Below are 14,923 nucleotides of genomic sequence, written 5' to 3'. Positions count from 1 at the left end.
AGGACATGGGACGAGTCACGGAACGACGCAAGGTGATCCGCATCCGGGACGGGGCCGAGAGCACCCGCCCCGACACACTGGTCGCCGAGGAACCCCTGGAGATCCGCCTCAACGGCAAGGCGATCGCCATCACCATGCGCACCCCGGGCGACGACTTCGCGCTCGCGGCGGGCTTCCTGGTCAGCGAGGGGGTCCTCGGCCGGGCGGACGAGCTGCAGAGCATCGTCTACTGCGCGGGAGCGACGGCGGACGGCTCGAACACGTACAACGTCGTGGACGTACGGACGGCGCCCGGCGTCGTCATGCCCGACATCACCCTCGAACGCAACGTCTACACGACGTCGTCCTGCGGTCTGTGCGGCAAGGCGAGCCTGGACGCGGTCCGCACGACGGCGCGCTGGACCATCGACGACGGTGACGACGCTCCCCCGGTCCGGCTGGAGCCCGCACTCCTCGCCGTCCTCCCCGACCGGCTGCGTACGGCGCAGCGGGTCTTCGACCGGACCGGGGGTCTGCACGCCGCGGCGCTGTTCACCGAGGACGGCGAGCTCCTCGACGTACGCGAGGACGTGGGCCGGCACAACGCGGTCGACAAGCTGGTCGGGCGCGCCCTGCAGGACGGCAGGCTCCCGCTCTCCCGGACCGTCCTGCTGGTGTCGGGGCGGGCCTCCTTCGAGCTGGCGCAGAAGGCGGTCATGGCGGGCATCCCGGTGCTCGCGGCGGTCTCGGCCCCGTCGTCCCTGGCCGTGGACCTCGCCGCGGAGTCGGGCCTGACCCTGGTCGGTTTCCTGCGCGGCGCCTCCATGAACGTGTACGCGGGCGAGCACCGTATCGCCCTGCGGGCCGCGGCCGCCCAGGGCTGACCGGCTCCCCGCGACACGGCGGCGGGGCCCCGACCGGCGGGGAGCGCCCCCTGCGCCGAAGGGGTCCCGCTGTGTCCTGTCCGGGCCCGGTCCGCCCCGGCGGGTGCCGGCCGGTGCGCGGGCCCCAGGACCCCTTCGGCTCACTCACCCGGCGCTGAAGCGCACCTGCCCGACGGTGACGACCGTGCCCAGCCGGGGGAAGTCGAGGCGGACGGAGGCCTCGTGCTCGGCGGCGGTGAGGGCGGCCATCGCGTCCTCGGCGAAGACCAGGTCGTAGCCGAGGTCTCCGGCGGCGCGGGCGGTGGACTCGACCCCGAGGTTGGTGGCGATTCCGCCGAACACCAGCGTGGAGATGCCGCGTTCCCGCAAACGGTCGTCGAGACCGGTGCCCTGGAATCCGCCGATGGACCGCTTGACGATCTCCAGGTCGCCCTGCGCGGAGAGTCCGGCGACCAGGCCGCTGCCGGGCGGCTGCTCGGCCGCCCCGGGCCGCTCGACCCGGACCAGGACGACGAGCGCGCCCGCCTTGCGGAAGGCGGTCGCCAGCTCCTCGGCGGCGGAGAGGACTGCGGTGCCGTCGCGGGGTTCCACGGGCAGCCCGACGATACGGTCCATCAGATCCACGAGCACCAGGGCGGTGCGCGCGGGATCGAGGGCGAGGCGGGGTGCGGTTCGGGGTGCGGTCATGACGGAACGTTAGCCGTCCTTAGCCGTCCGTACCGGAAATCCGGATCAACAAACCCATGAACTGATCCCGTTCGGCCGTCAGGCGCGGGGTCCGCGAGTCGCCGCTCGCCGCGCGCGGCCGGTTCGTCGTCCGCGACCCGGACGGCGGGAGCGTCCCGTACGGCGCGCGGTGGGCGAACCGCGCGGCGCGGGCCCCGCACGGCGCGAGCCCCGCAAAATCTGGCGTGAACACGACCGGTGCATGCTCCTTGTGGGGTGCTTGAGGGCCCAAGTAGCGTCTGTGGCCCGCACGTCGGACGTCGGATGTCGGATGTCCGACCTCCGGAACACCCAGGTCGCCCAGACGCATGAAGGGCAGGTCGCACCATGCCGTCAAGCCTCCGCGCACGTCTGAGATCCACCGCGGCAGCCGTTCTCACGGCCGCCCTCACCGCCGCCGCGCTGATCGCACTGCCCAGCCCGGCCGGAGCCCAACAGCGCGCCGTGCCGGGCGAGTTCGAGCAACAGGTGCTCTTCAAGGCCGCCCAGGATCCCGGCTACGCGTGCTTCCGCATCCCGGCCGTCGTACGGACCCCGCGGGGCACCCTGCTGGCGTTCGCCGAGGGCCGCGTCCACGACTGCGGCGACGCGGGCGACATCGACATCGTCGTCAAACGGTCGACGGACGGCGGCCGCAGCTGGGGCCCGCTCCAGGTCGTGAACGAGGGCGCGGGCGACACGCACGGCAACCCCGCGCCCGTCGTGGACCGCGAGACCGGCCGCGTGGTGCTGGCGGAGACGTACAACACGGGCCGCACGGACGGCCGCGGTTGCGACGTCCCCTGCGACCGCACCCCGCATCTGCAGTACAGCGACGACGACGGTCTCAGCTGGTCCCGGCCTCGGGACCTGAGCGACGAGATCCTCCCGCCGAACTGGAACTCCTGGTACGCCACCGGCCCCGTGCACGGTATCCAGCTGACCCGCGGCCGGCACCCCGGACGCCTCGTCTTCGGCGTCAACACCGAGACCTGGGACGGCAGCCGGGTCACCGCCAACAACGCCGCCCTCATCACCAGCGACGACGGCGGCGACCACTGGAGGATCGGCGCGACGGACTCGTGGCCGATCGCCGACGACGGTACCTTCCGCCAGAAGCCGTCCGAGCTGACGCTCACCCAGCGCGCCGACGGTGCCGTCCTGGTCAGCGGACGCGAGCAGGACGGCACCGATCTCGGCCACCGCACCCAGACCGTCAGCCGTGACGGCGGCGACAGCTTCACCGCCCCCTTCCGCGACCTCCCGGACCTCTACGCACCCCAGGTCCAGGGCTCCGTCCTGCGCCTGGACGACCGGATCCTGCTGGCCTGCCCCGGCGATCCCGACCGGCGCAGGACGATGATGATCCGTTCCTCCTACGACGGCGGCCGCACCTGGGACAGCGTGGACCGCGGCACGGTCGTCACCACGGACTGGTCCGGCTACTCGGATCTGACCCGGATCGGCGGTGACACCGTGGGCCTGCTGTACGAGGGCGGCGCGGTCGACGCGCGCGACGAGATCCGCTTCGCCCGCTTCACCGAGGACTGGCTCACGCCGCGCCGCGGACCGGACCCGACGACGGCCGACCTCGCCCCGCACACCGCACGGGCCGCGGTGCTGGGCGGCGCCCACGAGACGGCCGGCGTCCTGGGCGGCGCCCTGGGGTTCGACGGCGCCGACGACGCCGTACGACTGCCGTACCAGGACCGCCTCACGCTCGGCACCAAGGACTTCACGGCGTCCCTGTGGTTCCGCTACACGGCCACCACCGGGGAGCAGCCGCTGTTGTGGATGGGCGGAATCGGCACGACCCAGCCGCAGGTGTGGATGCGCGCCGAGCCCGCGTCCGACCGGATCACCGCGCTGATCACCACCCGTGACGGCGCGACGGCCCCGGCCACCGCGTCCGTACGACTCCCGGGCGCCCGCAACGACGGCCAGTGGCACCATCTCGTGCTGCGCCGGGACCAGGGCGCCGGACTGCTCACGCTCTTCGTCGACGGTACGTCGCTGAGCACACCGGACGTGCCCGGATCGGTCAGCCGCAACTCGCCGTTCGGGGTGCATGTGGGGCAACGGATGGACAGCCGGGCCTACTTCACCGGAGCGATCGACGAGGTCCGGGTCTACGACCGGGCGTTGAGCGACGCGGAGCTGTCCGCCGCACCGGACCGGAAGGTGACCCGGGACACCGTCCTGTATCTGCCGATGGACCACGTGGGCGGCGGCCGCTGACGTCCCGTCCGTGCCCGACGGCGCACACGTACGACGACGGCGGTGGCCCGGGGCCGGCTTCGGTGTGCCGCTCGCCGCCCTCCCCCACGACGACGGGGAGGGCGGCGACGCGTGCCCGGCCGTGCGCGCCCGCCCCGGCGGCGCGGGGGGATCTCAGTCGGAACGCCGCGCCGTACCGACCGCGGTTCGTGAGCCCGCGCCCGGGTTCCGATCCGTGGCCAGCCGTCCCGTCCGGGTGTCCCCGGCGGCCTCGATCGCCTCGGGATCGCGGGCACGGCGCTTCGCGATCACCGCGCACACCATGAGCTGCATCTGGTGGAAGAGCATCAGCGGCAGCACGGCGAGCGAGGCGTGCGCGCCGAACAGCACGCTGGCCATGGGGAGCCCGGACGCGAGGGACTTCTTCGACCCGGCGAACTGGATCGCGATCCGGTCGCCCCGGCCGAAGCCCAGCGCCTTCCCGCCGTACCAGGTCAGCGCCAGCATCACCGCGAGCAGCAGGGCCTCGACGAGCAGCAGTCCGGCCAGCCGGACCGCGCTGACCTGGTGCCAGATGCCCTGCACCATGCCCTCGCTGAACGCGGTGTAGACGACCAGCAGGATCGAGCCGCGGTCGACGTACCCGAGGACCCTCTTGTTCCGGGTGATGAACCCGCCGATCCAGCGCCGCAGCAGTTGCCCGGCGAGGAACGGCACCAGCAGTTGCAGCACGATCTTGACCAGCGAGTCCGCGGAGAACCCGCCGCCGCTGCTGCCGAGCAGGACCGCCGCGAGCAGCGGGGTGACGACGATGCCCGCGAGCGAGGAGAAGGAGCCGGCGCAGATCGCGGCGGGCACGTTGCCGCGGGCGATGGAGGTGAAGGCGATCGACGACTGGATCGTCGAGGGGACGAGCGTCAGGAAGAGCAGGCCGGTGTAGAGGTTGTGCGTCAGGAACACCGGTTCGAGTCCGCGCGCGGCGAGACCGAGCAGCGGGAAGACGACGAAGGTACAGGCCAGCACCGTGACGTGGAGCCGCCAGTGCTTGAGCCCGTCCATCGCCTCCCGGGTGGAGAGCCGGGCGCCGTACAGGAAGAAGAGGAAGGCGATCGCCGCCGTGGACGCGCCCGAGGCGACATCGGCGCCCGCGCCGCGCGCCGGAAGGAGGGCCGCGAGGCCCACCGTCCCGAGCAACAGCAGGATGTAGGGGTCGATCGGCATCCAACTCGGCCACTGCAGGCGTTTCACGGTGCTCCACTGCTCGCTTGTCGTAGATCGTCCGCCGAGGCGGGTCGTGCCCTCTCCATCGTCCTCCTCGCTTCCGTGATCGGGAATCCGTCATACCGTTCTGACTGACATCACGATCCGCGATAACCTGTGAGGGTGTACGACCCGTCCCAGCTGCGTACCTTCCTCGCGGTGGCCCAAACCCTGAGCTTCACGCAGGCCGCCCGGCGGCTGGGGCTGCGCCAGTCGACGGTCAGCCAGCACGTGCGCCGGCTGGAGGACGCCGCCGGACGGCAGCTGTTCTCGCGCGACACGCACTCCGTGGAGCTCACGGTGGACGGCGAGGCGATGCTGGGCTTCGCGCGCCGCATCCTGGAGGTGCACGAACAGGCGACCGCGTTCTTCACGGGCACCCGGCTGCGCGGCCGCCTCCGCTTCGGCGCCTCGGAGGACTTCGTGCTGACCCGGCTGCCGGAGATCCTGGAGGGTTTCCGGTACGACCACCCCGAAGTGGACCTGGAGCTGACGGTCGAGTTGTCCGGCACGCTGCACGAGCAGCTCGCGGCGGGCAGACTCGACCTGGTGCTGGCCAAGCGGCGGCCCGAGGACCCGCGCGGCGAGCTGGTCCGGCACGACCGCCTGGTCTGGATCGGCGCGGAACGCCTGCGCCTCGACCCGGACCGCCCGGTTCCGCTGATCGTCTACCCGCCCCCCGGCATCACCCGCGCGCTGGCCCTTGAGGCGCTGGAGCGCCAGGGCCGGTCCTGGCGCATCGCCTGCACCAGCGGGAGCCTGAACGCCCTGGTCGCGGCGGCCCGCGCGGGCCTCGGTGTGATGGCCCACTCCCGGGGGCTCGTACCGCCCGGCCTGGTCACGGTCCCGGAGCGGGCGGGACTGCCGGAGCTCGGCGAAGTCGACTTCGTCCTGGTGCACGGACAGCGCCAGGCGTCCGCGCAGGAGGCGGCGGACGCGCTGGCGGCGGCGATCCTGGGCGGCGGTGACCGGCTGCACCGGGGACAGCCGAGGCCGCGGGGCCGCCCGCTGCCGCCACCTGGATGATCCCGTCGCCACCGGGCTGATCCCGCCGTCATTCGCCCTCGCGCCCCCGTGTCGGCAGGATGGGGCCATGAGCGAGATCCACACCCCCCGTCTTCTCCTGCGCCGCTGGCTGGACGACGACCTTGTCCCCCTGTCCGAGATCCACGCCGACCCCGAGGTGATGCGGTGGATCGGCGACGGCGCGACGCGTTCCCTGGAGGAGACCGCCGAGGACATCGAGGCCTGGGAGGAGGAGTGGGACGAGGAAGGCTTCGGGATCTTCGCCGTCGAGCTCCTGGGCTCCGGGGAGCTGGCCGGAGCGGTCGGGCTGTACCTGGCCGACGCCCCGTCCGCGATCGCGGGCGAGGTGGCGATCGGCTGGCGGCTCGGGCGGGCGTTCTGGGGGCAGGGATACGCGTCGGAGGCGGCCCACGGCGCGCTGGAGTTCGCCCTTCAGGACCGCGGCCTGGACCGGGTCGTCGCCGTGTGCCGGACGGGGGACACCGCTTCCACGAACGTGCTGGGCAAGCTCGACATGCGGCCGGAGGGCACCGCGCAGGATCCGGTGCACGGGAACGACCTGCGGGTGTTCGGGATCGACCTGACGGAGTTCCAGGGGTAGACCGCCCCTGGCCCTCGCCCGCCCCTGACCCTGGCCCGGCCCCGACCCTTTCCCGGCCCCGTGCCCGGCCCGGCCCCGTGCCCGGCCCTGCGCCGCGCTCACCCGGCCGGGGCCGCCGCACGCCGCCGACGCGGCGGGAACCCCTCGCACGCGTCCCTGCCCGGCGGGGCCGTCGCACGTGTTCCCGCCGGGGCGCGAGGCCGACAAATCCGGCACCCGGCGTGCTGTCGCCGAGGCGCCGTCAGGTCGTACAGATTCCGTGGAGATTACGGGATCGAAACCTACGGAGCCGTAAGGGATTCTGTCCGACCCTTCCCCATGTGCGGGCATTTCCGTGACTGACCTGTGCGGACGCCGCGTGCTCCCCCACTCCGGCGCCCCTCCCGTCCGGCGGCCCGGTGGGGTAGCTTTCACGGCGCTGTGCGGAGCGCCACTAGGAGCGGGATTGCGCGAGTTCACCAACTCTCCGTTGGCGTCGGCGCCGCCGGTGGGCGGCCTGGCCGACGTCGTGTTCGACCATGCCAAGGAGGATCCGCTGCACATCGCGCTCGGCCGCAAGGACGAGCAGGGACAGTGGCGCGACGTGACGTCGGCCGAGTTCCGTGACGAGGTCCTCGCCCTGGCCAAGGGCCTGCTCGCCCACGGCATCCGGTTCGGGGACCGGATCGCGATCATGTGCCCCACGCGCTACGAGTGGACACTCTTCGACTTCGCGTTGTGGACGATCGGCGCTCAGGTCGTGCCCATCTACCCGACCTCCTCCGCCGAGCAGGTCTTCTGGATGCTGCACGACGCCCAGGTGTCGGCGGTCATGGTGGAGCACGAGGACCACGCGATGACGGTCGCCACCGTCGTCGACCGGCTGCCGCAGCTGCACAAGCTGTGGCAGCTGGACGCCGGCGCGGTGCAGGAGCTGTACGAAGCGGGCGCGCACCTCGACGACGAGGTGGTGCACCGGCACCGGCGCGCGGTCACGCCCGAGTCCATCGCGACGATCATCTACACCTCGGGCACCACCGGGCGCCCCAAGGGCTGTGTCCTCTCGCACGCGAACTTCATGTTCGAGGCGGACACCGTCATCGAGCGCTGGGAGCCGGTCTTCCACTCACGGCGCGGTGACCAGGCGTCCACTCTGCTGTTCCTGCCGCTCGCGCATGTCTTCGGGCGGATGGTGCAGATCGCGGCGTTCCGCGGGAAGGTCAAATTCGGCCACCAGCCGCAGCTCAACGCGGCGGCCCTGCTGCCGGACCTGGCCGCGTTCCGCCCGACGTTCTTCCTCGCGGTGCCGTACATCTTCGAGAAGGTCTTCAACGCCGCCCGCCGCAAGGCCGAGAAAGAGGGCAGATCAGGACCGTTCGAGAAGGCCGTCGAGGTCGCCGTGCGCTACGCGGACGCGGTCGAGGAGAAGGCCTGGGGCATCGGACCGGGCCCCTCGGCGGCCCTGCGGGTGCAGCACCAGTTCTTCGACAAGGTCGTCTACTCCAAGGTGCGGGCCGCGATGGGCGGCCGGGTCAGACACGCGATGTCGGGCGGTTCGGCGATGGACCGGCGGCTCGGGCTGTTCTTCGCGGGCGCGGGTGTCACCGTGTACGAGGGGTACGGGCTCACCGAGTCCACCGCGGCCGCCACCGCCAACCCGCCCGAGCGCACCCGGTTCGGCACCGTCGGCCAGGCGATCCCCGGCACCACCGTGCACATCGCGGACGACGGGGAGGTCTGGCTGAACGGCGGGAACGTCTTCCAGGGCTATCTCAACGACCCCAAGGCCACCGACGCCACCCTGCACGACGGCTGGCTCGCCACCGGCGACCTGGGCTCCCTCGACGAGGACGGCTACCTCACCATCACCGGGCGCAAGAAGGAGATCCTGGTGACCTCCGGCGGCAAGAGCGTCTCACCGGGCGTCCTGGAGGAGCGGGTGCGCGATCATCCGCTGGTCGCGCAGTGCATCGTCGTCGGCAACGACCGGCCGTTCATCGCGGCGCTCGTCACCCTCGACGGGGAGGCCGTCGAACACTGGCTCCAGATGCGGGGCAAGCCCCCGCTGTCCACCGCCGACCTGGTGCACGACCCGGACCTGGAGACCGAGGTGCGGCGCGCGGTGGTCGCGGCCAACACCCTCGTCTCGCAGGCCGAGTCGATCCGCACCTTCCGGATACTGGCCCACCAGTTCACCGAGGAACACGGATTGCTGACGCCTTCGCTGAAGCTGAAGCGCAAGGCGATCGAGAACGCGTACGCGACGGAGGTCGAGGCGCTGTACCAGGCATAGGGACCCCCGCTCTCCCGCCCTACCCTCCCTTCCCGTCCTTCCCGCTCCCGACCCGGGTGATCCCCCGCTCCGTCCGGAAGCGACCCGCCTCCCTCGCCCCCGTCGACGACCGCGCCCCCACCGCCGGGCTCATTTCCGGCCAATCTCCGGGCCCCGTCGTCAATCCGCCGGGAATCAGCCGGTCAGGAATGCATCAGGGCCGATGATCGTTGACCATGGCAGTACCACCCGACGACTGAAGGATCGAGAGCTCGTGAGCAAGGTCCCCCCGATCATCCTGAACAACGGCGTCGAGATGCCGCAGCTGGGCTTCGGCGTCTGGCAGGTCCCGGACGACGAGGCGGAGCGAGCCGTCGCCACCGCGCTGGAGAGCGGATACCGCAGCATCGACACGGCGGCGATCTACGGCAATGAGGAGGGTACCGGCAAGGCGATCGCCTCCTCCGGCATCGCGCGCGAGGACCTCTTCGTCACCACCAAGCTCTGGAACAGCGACCAGGGGTACGACGCGACACTCCGCGCGTTCGACACCTCCCTGGAGAAGCTCGGCCTGGAATACGTGGACCTGTATCTGATCCACTGGCCGCTGCCGTCCCGGGATCGATACGTCGACACGTACAGGGCCTTCGAGAAGATCCACGCCGACGGCCGCGCCAAGGCCATCGGCACCTCCAACTTCCTTCCGGAACACCTGGAGAAGCTGATCGAGGCGACGTCCGTCATCCCGGCCGTCAACCAGATCGAGCTGCACCCGCACCTCCAGCAGCGCGCGGCGCGCGAGTTCCACGCGGAGCAGGGCATCGCCACCGAGGCCTGGTCCCCGCTCGGCCAGGGCAAGGGTCTGCTGGAGGTGCCGGCGATCGTCGCCATCGCCCAGAAGCACGGCCGCACGCCGGCACAGATCGTGCTCCGCTGGCACATCCAGCTGGGCAACGTCGTGATCCCCAAGTCCGTGACCCCGGCCCGGATCGCGGAGAACATCGACGTGTTCGACTTCTCCCTCGACGCCGAGGACATCGCGGCGATCAGCGCGCTGAACGAGGACCGTCGCATCGGTCCCGACCCGGCCGCCTTCGACGTGGGCTGACCAGCCCGACTCCTCCGCCGGCCCGGACACGCCCCGCGTGTCCGGGCCGGCGGCTTTCCGACCCCCTGAACCAGCGTCAGCCCCCGGAACACCCCTCCCTCCGATTCCTGGACCGGACCAACTCCGCCGAAGGTCTTGACGGGGTCATGCAAACAGGGCCACCTTGTACGGCAACCCGGTAAGGAAACTTTCCTAACAGAGGGGTCCCCCACATGCGCTCTCGAACACTGACCCTCGCGGCCGTCGCCGGTGCCGCGCTCCTCGCCACCGCCGCACTCCCGGCCACCGCCGCCCCGTCCGGCGCCGCATCCCCCGCCTCCGCCCAGGAGGGCTCGGTCAGCGCGTCCGCCCTGCTCGCCAAGGTGACGTCCTGTTCCCAGATATCGAGCGGCAAGTACAAGACCGACGACGAGACCTCGGCCACCATCCCCGTGTGCGGCAAGAACGGCGCCGTGTTCTGGAAGGCCGACATGGACATCGACTGCGACGGCCAGGTCACCGCCCAGTGCAACGGCGACGCCGACCCCTGGTTCCAGGACGACACCGCCTTCCACCAGTCCGACGGCAAGCCGCTGCGGGCCGAGTCGCTGCCGTACGTCGTGGTGCCGAGCACCAGCAGCATCTGGAAGTACACGAGCTACGGGATCAAGGGCGGCGGCGTCGTCGCGGTGATCTACAACAACAAGGTCGAGTACGCCGTCGTGGGCGACACCGGGCCGACACAGATCATCGGTGAGGCCTCGTACGCCACGGCCAAGGCCCTCGGTATCGACCCCGACCCGGAGACCGGCGGCGCGGACTCCGGCGTGACGTACATCCTGTTCAAGAACTCGCAGGTGTCACCGATCGAGAGTCACACCGCGGCCGTGTCGCTCGGAGACTCCCTGGCGAACCAGTTCCTGCAGAACAACTGAGGGCCGCGCAGGCTCGACGGGTGGGCGCGGGTGTCGTGGGCCGGTGCGGCGCCCACCCGTCGTACACGCACGGATCACCGGCCCGCGCCCCGAAGGGGCTCCCGCGCCCGTCAGACGGGCTGACCGATCGGCCGTACCACCACGGTGTTCACATCGACGCCGGCGGGCCGGCCGATCGCCCAGACGATCGACTCCGCCAGCTGTTCGGCCGTCAGGAGATCACCGGGCGGAAGGCTCCCGTAGCTGTCCCAGAACGGTGTCTCCACCCGGCCCGGCGAGATCAGGGTCACGCCGACACCGAACTCGGTGACCTCCCGGCGGGTGTTCTCGGCGAGCCCGGTCACGGCCCACTTGGTGGCGCCGTAGATGTTGCCCGGCGTGTGGACGTGGCCCGCCACGCTCCCGACGAGCACGATCCGGCCCCTCGTCTCCTTCAGGGCGTCGATCGAGGCCCTGATCAGCAGCGCCGGACCCAGCACATTGGTCAGCACCATCTCGGTCCAGCCGGCCGGGTCGCCCCCGGCGACTGAATCGTGCGTGGCGAGACCGGCGTTGGCGACGACGGTGTCCAGGCGGCCGAACTCCTTGAGCGTCGACTCGACCGCCGCCCGCACGTCGTCGTACTCGGCCGCGTTGCCCACGACCGTCAACAGCCCTTCGGGGCGGCCCAGTTCCTCGGCGAAGGTACGCAGTCGCTCCGCGCCCCGCCCGGTGACCGTGACCCGGTGCCCGGCATCGAGCAGTTGGCGCGCGACCGCGGCACCGATACCGCTTCCGCCACCGGTGATGAGCGCGACAGGTGAGTCGTTCATGAATACCCCCGTGTGGATCCGATCGACCACGGGAGTACACCAGTTGAAGCGCTCTCGAAGTCAAGGACGGCCGCGGCGGCCCGAGCGGCCGGGCGCGTGCCCGCCGGCCCGGGTCACTCCGGCTTCACCGCGACGTGAACCGTGTGCGCCGTCAGCAGGAACACGTCCGGGCGGTGGTGCACGCCCGCCTTGTCCTCCGGGTCGAGCAGCCGGTCGAGGGTGGCGAGGTCGTCCGGGTCGAGTCCTTCGCCGAGGGAATCGCGCAGGCGGGTGAGGGCCGTGACGACGAAGGCGCGGGCCTCGTCCGACAGCGGGGCGGGAAGATCGACGAGGAAGGTCCGGGTCGCCGTGTGGCGCAGACCGGCCGCCGTCAGCAGGGCGGGCCAGTCCTCGGTCTCCGCCACCGCTCCGGGTAGCCCGGCCCGCATCCGGTCGAAGAACTCGTCGTGGACGACGTCGATCCTGGACTGCAGACCGGGGCGGCCCACACCGATGTCGCGCGGGAGGTAGCGCGGGGGCAGACCGCCCTCCAGGAGGGCGAGCGTGCCGCCGGGCGCGAGAGCACGTGCGAACCCGGCGAGCGCGGCGCCCTGGTCGCCTACGTGGTGCAGGGACCTGCTGGCCCACAGCAGGTCGGCCGGGTACTCCACGTCCCCCAGTCCGTCGGCGAGGTCTGCCCGCACCGTGCTGAAGCGGTCACCGACGCCGAGCCGGCCGGCGCGGGCGCGGGCGCGCTCCAGCAGGGATTCCACACCGTCCACGGCGACGACCCGCGCCGCGGGGAAGGCGTCCGCGAGGAGACACGAGATGACTCCTGGGCCACTGCCGGCGTCCACTATCAGCCCGGTCCCGGACCGCTGCTCCCTCAGCCAGGCCGCCGCCTCGGTGTACAGCGGGCTGAACAGCTCCGCCTCCTGCTCCAGCAGGGGAACCATGTCGGCGAAGTCCATGTGGATGTGGTCATGGGCGTGCCGGGGAGCGCTCTCGTGCTCGTGCCGCTGGATGTTCTCGTGCTCGTGCGCCATGGTGGTCGGCCTCTCGTCCGGGTTGGAGCACAGCGTGCTCCACGGCTCCCGGAAACGGCCAATGGCCTTGCTCGAACAGCAAATCCGGCGGCAGGAAAAATCCGATGCGCCCGGGACGGCCCGTCCCCGAGCATGGCCCCATGGACGACGACATGGTGGAGAGGTTCCTCGAGGACGGGTTCGTGCGGATCGAGGGCGCCTTCCCCCCACGCGTCGCCGAGGACGGTGCGAGGCTGCTGTGGAAGGAGACGGGGTACGACCCGGACGACCCCGGCACCTGGGAGGACCCCGTGCGCTGGGTGAGCAGCATGGCGCAGGGTCCGTTCGCGGCCGCGGCCAACTCCCCCGCGCTGCACCGGGCCTTCGACCTGCTGGTCGGTGAGCGGTGCTGGCAGCCACGGTACGCACTGGGCAGCTTCCCGCTGCGGTTCCCGCACCCGGACGAGCCGGACGACGCGGGGTGGCACATCGAGGGGAGCTATCTCCCGGACGGCCAGTCGCTGTACCACTCCAACCTCTCCTCACGGGGCCGGGCGCTGCTGATGCTCTTCCTGTTCAGCGAGGTGACCGAGGACGACGCCCCGACCCGTGTCAGAGTGGGCTCGCACCTCGACGTGCCGCCGGTCCTGGAGCCCTACGGCGAGGCGGGCGCCTCGTTCCTCGAACTCGGTCCGAAGGTGGCCGCGGCGTCGGCCCACCGCCCGCTCGCCCTGGCCACCGGACGGCCCGGCGACGTGTACCTCTGTCACCCGTTCCTGGTGCACGCGGCGCAGCCGCACCACGGCACGCGCCCGCGTCTCATGGCGCAACCGCCCCTGTACCCGGCGGTGCCCCACGAGCTGGAGCGGGCGGACGGCGGCTACTCGGCGGTGGAGTCCGCGATCCGCCGGGGGCTGTCCCAGGAGGCCTGACCCCCGGCGGATCGCCGAGGAGGCGCAGTTCGGGCGCCCTGCCGGGCGACGGCGGCTCCGGCGGAGGCGGCGACCGATCCCGGTCGGCGTCGCACACCGTCCCGTTGAGCCGGGAACGACGTCGGCGCGGGGCTGCTCCCCGGCCATGGGGCCAGGAACCCGGCGGTGACCGAGCTCTACGCGTACAGCCGGGCCAGCGCCGCAGCCGTCCGCGCGATCCGGTCCCGCAGTTCGACGGGCTCCAGCACCTCGATTCCGGCTCCGAGGGCGAGGAACTCGTCATGGGCACGGTCCACGGACTCGATCGGGACGGTGGCCCGGGTCCAACCGTCCGGCTCCCGCACGCCGGCCGCCGCCAGAGCGTCGCCCGCCGCGCCGGTGAGCCGGGTTCCCGGCGCCACCCGGATCACCGCCTCGCCGCGGTGCAGCCGGTCGTGGAAGTCCCGTTGGTAGGCCGTCCAGTACGCGGCCAGGTCGAAGTCCTCGGGGAGCGTGAACCCCTCCTCGGAGACGTCGAGTTGGAGGATCTGATCGACGCGGAAGGTACGCGGCCCCGGTCCCGCCACCACGTACCAGCGACCCGCTTTCAGGACCAGGCCGTACGGCTCCAGGCGGCGCCGTACATCGGTGGGCTCGCGCCACCGCCGGTACAGGACGCTCAGGACGCGGCCGTTCCAGACGGCCTCGGCGACGGCGGGGAGGTACGGGATGTCGTCGGCGTCCGCGTACCAGCCCGGCGCGTCGAGGTGGAAGCGGTCGCTGATCCGGTCGGCGTGGGCACGCAGCTCACGCGGGAGGGCCGCACGGACCTTCAGCCGGGCCGCGGCGAGGACCCGGCCGAGCCCGAGTTCGGCGGCGGGGCCGGGCACGCCCGCGAGGAACAGCGCCTCGGCCTCCCCGGCCGTGAGTCCGGTGAGCCGGGTGCGGTAGCCGTCCAGGAGCCGGTAGCCGCCCGCGTGGCCCGCGTCGCCGTAGAGCGGTACACCGGCCGCGTGCAGTGACTCCACGTCCCGGTACACGGTCCGTACCGACACCTCCAGCTCCTCCGCGAGTTGGGCGGCCGTCATGCGGTCGCGGGTCTGCAGCAGCAGAAGAATGGACACCAGGCGGCTGGACTTCACTGACACAGGATGTCAGTGGAGCGGCTCTACCGTCCTGCCATGACCTCGACGACCCCCACGAATCCAGAGACCTCGACGAGTACGGCGCGTCCCGGGTCACCGACGAACC

At 71.8% G+C, this 14,923-nt stretch carries 13 protein-coding genes; 8 read left to right on the top strand and 5 right to left on the bottom strand.

The genetic code is table 11. The features are described 5' to 3' along the window. The first annotated feature begins 5 nt into the window (after positions 1–5). Complete coding sequence (gene fdhD / locus HEP85_RS31900) at positions 6–863, top strand: formate dehydrogenase accessory sulfurtransferase FdhD (RefSeq protein WP_168530970.1); 858 nt, start codon at positions 6–8, stop codon at positions 861–863. A 144-nt stretch (positions 864–1,007) separates the two neighbouring features. On the opposite strand, the gene HEP85_RS31895 is transcribed toward fdhD, so the two are convergent. Next, positions 1,008–1,550: an isochorismatase family protein gene (locus HEP85_RS31895; RefSeq protein WP_168530969.1), complete on the bottom strand. Its 543-nt coding sequence runs from the start codon at positions 1,548–1,550 to the stop codon at positions 1,008–1,010. Positions 1,551–1,916: 366 nt separating this feature from the next. Between HEP85_RS31895 and HEP85_RS31890 the strand changes: the two genes are divergently transcribed. Then, entirely contained in the window at positions 1,917–3,806 is a 1,890-nt protein-coding gene (locus tag HEP85_RS31890; RefSeq protein ID WP_168530968.1) for an exo-alpha-sialidase, read from the top strand. A gap of 153 nt (positions 3,807–3,959) precedes the next feature. On the opposite strand, the gene HEP85_RS31885 is transcribed toward HEP85_RS31890, so the two are convergent. Beyond that, a complete protein-coding gene (locus HEP85_RS31885; protein WP_168530967.1) occupies positions 3,960–5,033 on the bottom strand; it encodes a bile acid:sodium symporter family protein in 1,074 nt (357 codons plus the stop codon). A 135-nt stretch (positions 5,034–5,168) separates the two neighbouring features. Between HEP85_RS31885 and HEP85_RS31880 the strand changes: the two genes are divergently transcribed. From HEP85_RS31880 to HEP85_RS31860, 5 genes are all read left to right on the top strand, one after another. Then, positions 5,169–6,071, top strand: a complete 903-nt coding sequence (locus tag HEP85_RS31880; RefSeq protein ID WP_168530966.1) for a LysR substrate-binding domain-containing protein — start codon at positions 5,169–5,171, stop codon at positions 6,069–6,071. Positions 6,072–6,138: 67 nt separating this feature from the next. Beyond that, positions 6,139–6,672 carry a GNAT family N-acetyltransferase gene (locus HEP85_RS31875; RefSeq protein ID WP_168530965.1) on the top strand — a complete coding sequence of 178 codons (534 nt, stop codon included), beginning with the start codon at positions 6,139–6,141 and terminating at the stop codon, positions 6,670–6,672. Between the two features lie 445 nt (positions 6,673–7,117). Further along, entirely contained in the window at positions 7,118–8,944 is a 1,827-nt protein-coding gene (locus HEP85_RS31870; protein ID WP_168530964.1) for a long-chain fatty acid--CoA ligase, read from the top strand. 202 nt (positions 8,945–9,146) lie between these two features. After that, positions 9,147–10,031 (top strand): aldo/keto reductase, encoded by an 885-nt coding sequence (locus HEP85_RS31865; RefSeq protein ID WP_168530963.1) that lies wholly within the window; start codon positions 9,147–9,149, stop codon positions 10,029–10,031. A 212-nt stretch (positions 10,032–10,243) separates the two neighbouring features. After that, positions 10,244–10,945, top strand: a complete 702-nt coding sequence (locus HEP85_RS31860) for a glycoside hydrolase family 75 protein (RefSeq protein WP_168530962.1) — start codon at positions 10,244–10,246, stop codon at positions 10,943–10,945. A gap of 110 nt (positions 10,946–11,055) precedes the next feature. Here HEP85_RS31860 and HEP85_RS31855 read toward each other — a convergent pair whose 3' ends face one another. Together HEP85_RS31855 and HEP85_RS31850 are read right to left on the bottom strand one after the other, a co-directional pair. Then, complete coding sequence (locus HEP85_RS31855) at positions 11,056–11,757, bottom strand: SDR family oxidoreductase (protein WP_168530961.1); 702 nt, start codon at positions 11,755–11,757, stop codon at positions 11,056–11,058. A 113-nt stretch (positions 11,758–11,870) separates the two neighbouring features. Then, the gene (locus HEP85_RS31850) at positions 11,871–12,782 is read right to left on the bottom strand and encodes a trans-aconitate 2-methyltransferase (protein ID WP_168530960.1); all 912 of its coding nucleotides are present in this window, start codon (positions 12,780–12,782) and stop codon (positions 11,871–11,873) included. Positions 12,783–12,922: 140 nt separating this feature from the next. Between HEP85_RS31850 and HEP85_RS31845 the strand changes: the two genes are divergently transcribed. Continuing rightward, positions 12,923–13,693 carry a phytanoyl-CoA dioxygenase family protein gene (locus HEP85_RS31845; protein ID WP_248002143.1) on the top strand — a complete coding sequence of 257 codons (771 nt, stop codon included), beginning with the start codon at positions 12,923–12,925 and terminating at the stop codon, positions 13,691–13,693. Between the two features lie 176 nt (positions 13,694–13,869). Here HEP85_RS31845 and HEP85_RS31840 read toward each other — a convergent pair whose 3' ends face one another. After that, positions 13,870–14,814 (bottom strand): YafY family protein, encoded by a 945-nt coding sequence (locus tag HEP85_RS31840; RefSeq protein WP_168530958.1) that lies wholly within the window; start codon positions 14,812–14,814, stop codon positions 13,870–13,872. Between the last annotated feature and the right edge of the window lie 109 nt (positions 14,815–14,923).

Source organism: Streptomyces sp. RPA4-2 (assembly GCF_012273515.2).
GTDB classification, from domain to species: domain Bacteria; phylum Actinomycetota; class Actinomycetes; order Streptomycetales; family Streptomycetaceae; genus Streptomyces; species Streptomyces kaempferi.
This window is presented reverse-complemented; position numbering and strand designations above follow the sequence as displayed.

Excerpts from the sequence above, each read along its gene's own strand:
- HEP85_RS31890 (WP_168530968.1), top strand. The coding sequence starts at position 1,917 with ATGCCGTCAAGCCTCCGCGCACGTCTGAGATCCACCGCGGCAGCCGTT.
- fdhD (WP_168530970.1), top strand. The coding sequence starts at position 6 with ATGGGACGAGTCACGGAACGACGCAAGGTGATCCGCATCCGGGACGGG.
- HEP85_RS31865 (WP_168530963.1), top strand. The coding sequence starts at position 9,147 with ATGATCGTTGACCATGGCAGTACCACCCGACGACTGAAGGATCGAGAG.
- HEP85_RS31860 (WP_168530962.1), top strand. The coding sequence starts at position 10,244 with ATGCGCTCTCGAACACTGACCCTCGCGGCCGTCGCCGGTGCCGCGCTC.
- HEP85_RS31855 (WP_168530961.1), bottom strand. The coding sequence starts at position 11,757 with ATGAACGACTCACCTGTCGCGCTCATCACCGGTGGCGGAAGCGGTATC.
- HEP85_RS31895 (WP_168530969.1), bottom strand. The coding sequence starts at position 1,550 with ATGACCGCACCCCGAACCGCACCCCGCCTCGCCCTCGATCCCGCGCGC.
- HEP85_RS31845 (WP_248002143.1), top strand. The coding sequence starts at position 12,923 with ATGGACGACGACATGGTGGAGAGGTTCCTCGAGGACGGGTTCGTGCGG.
- HEP85_RS31875 (WP_168530965.1), top strand. The coding sequence starts at position 6,139 with ATGAGCGAGATCCACACCCCCCGTCTTCTCCTGCGCCGCTGGCTGGAC.
- HEP85_RS31850 (WP_168530960.1), bottom strand. The coding sequence starts at position 12,782 with ATGGCGCACGAGCACGAGAACATCCAGCGGCACGAGCACGAGAGCGCT.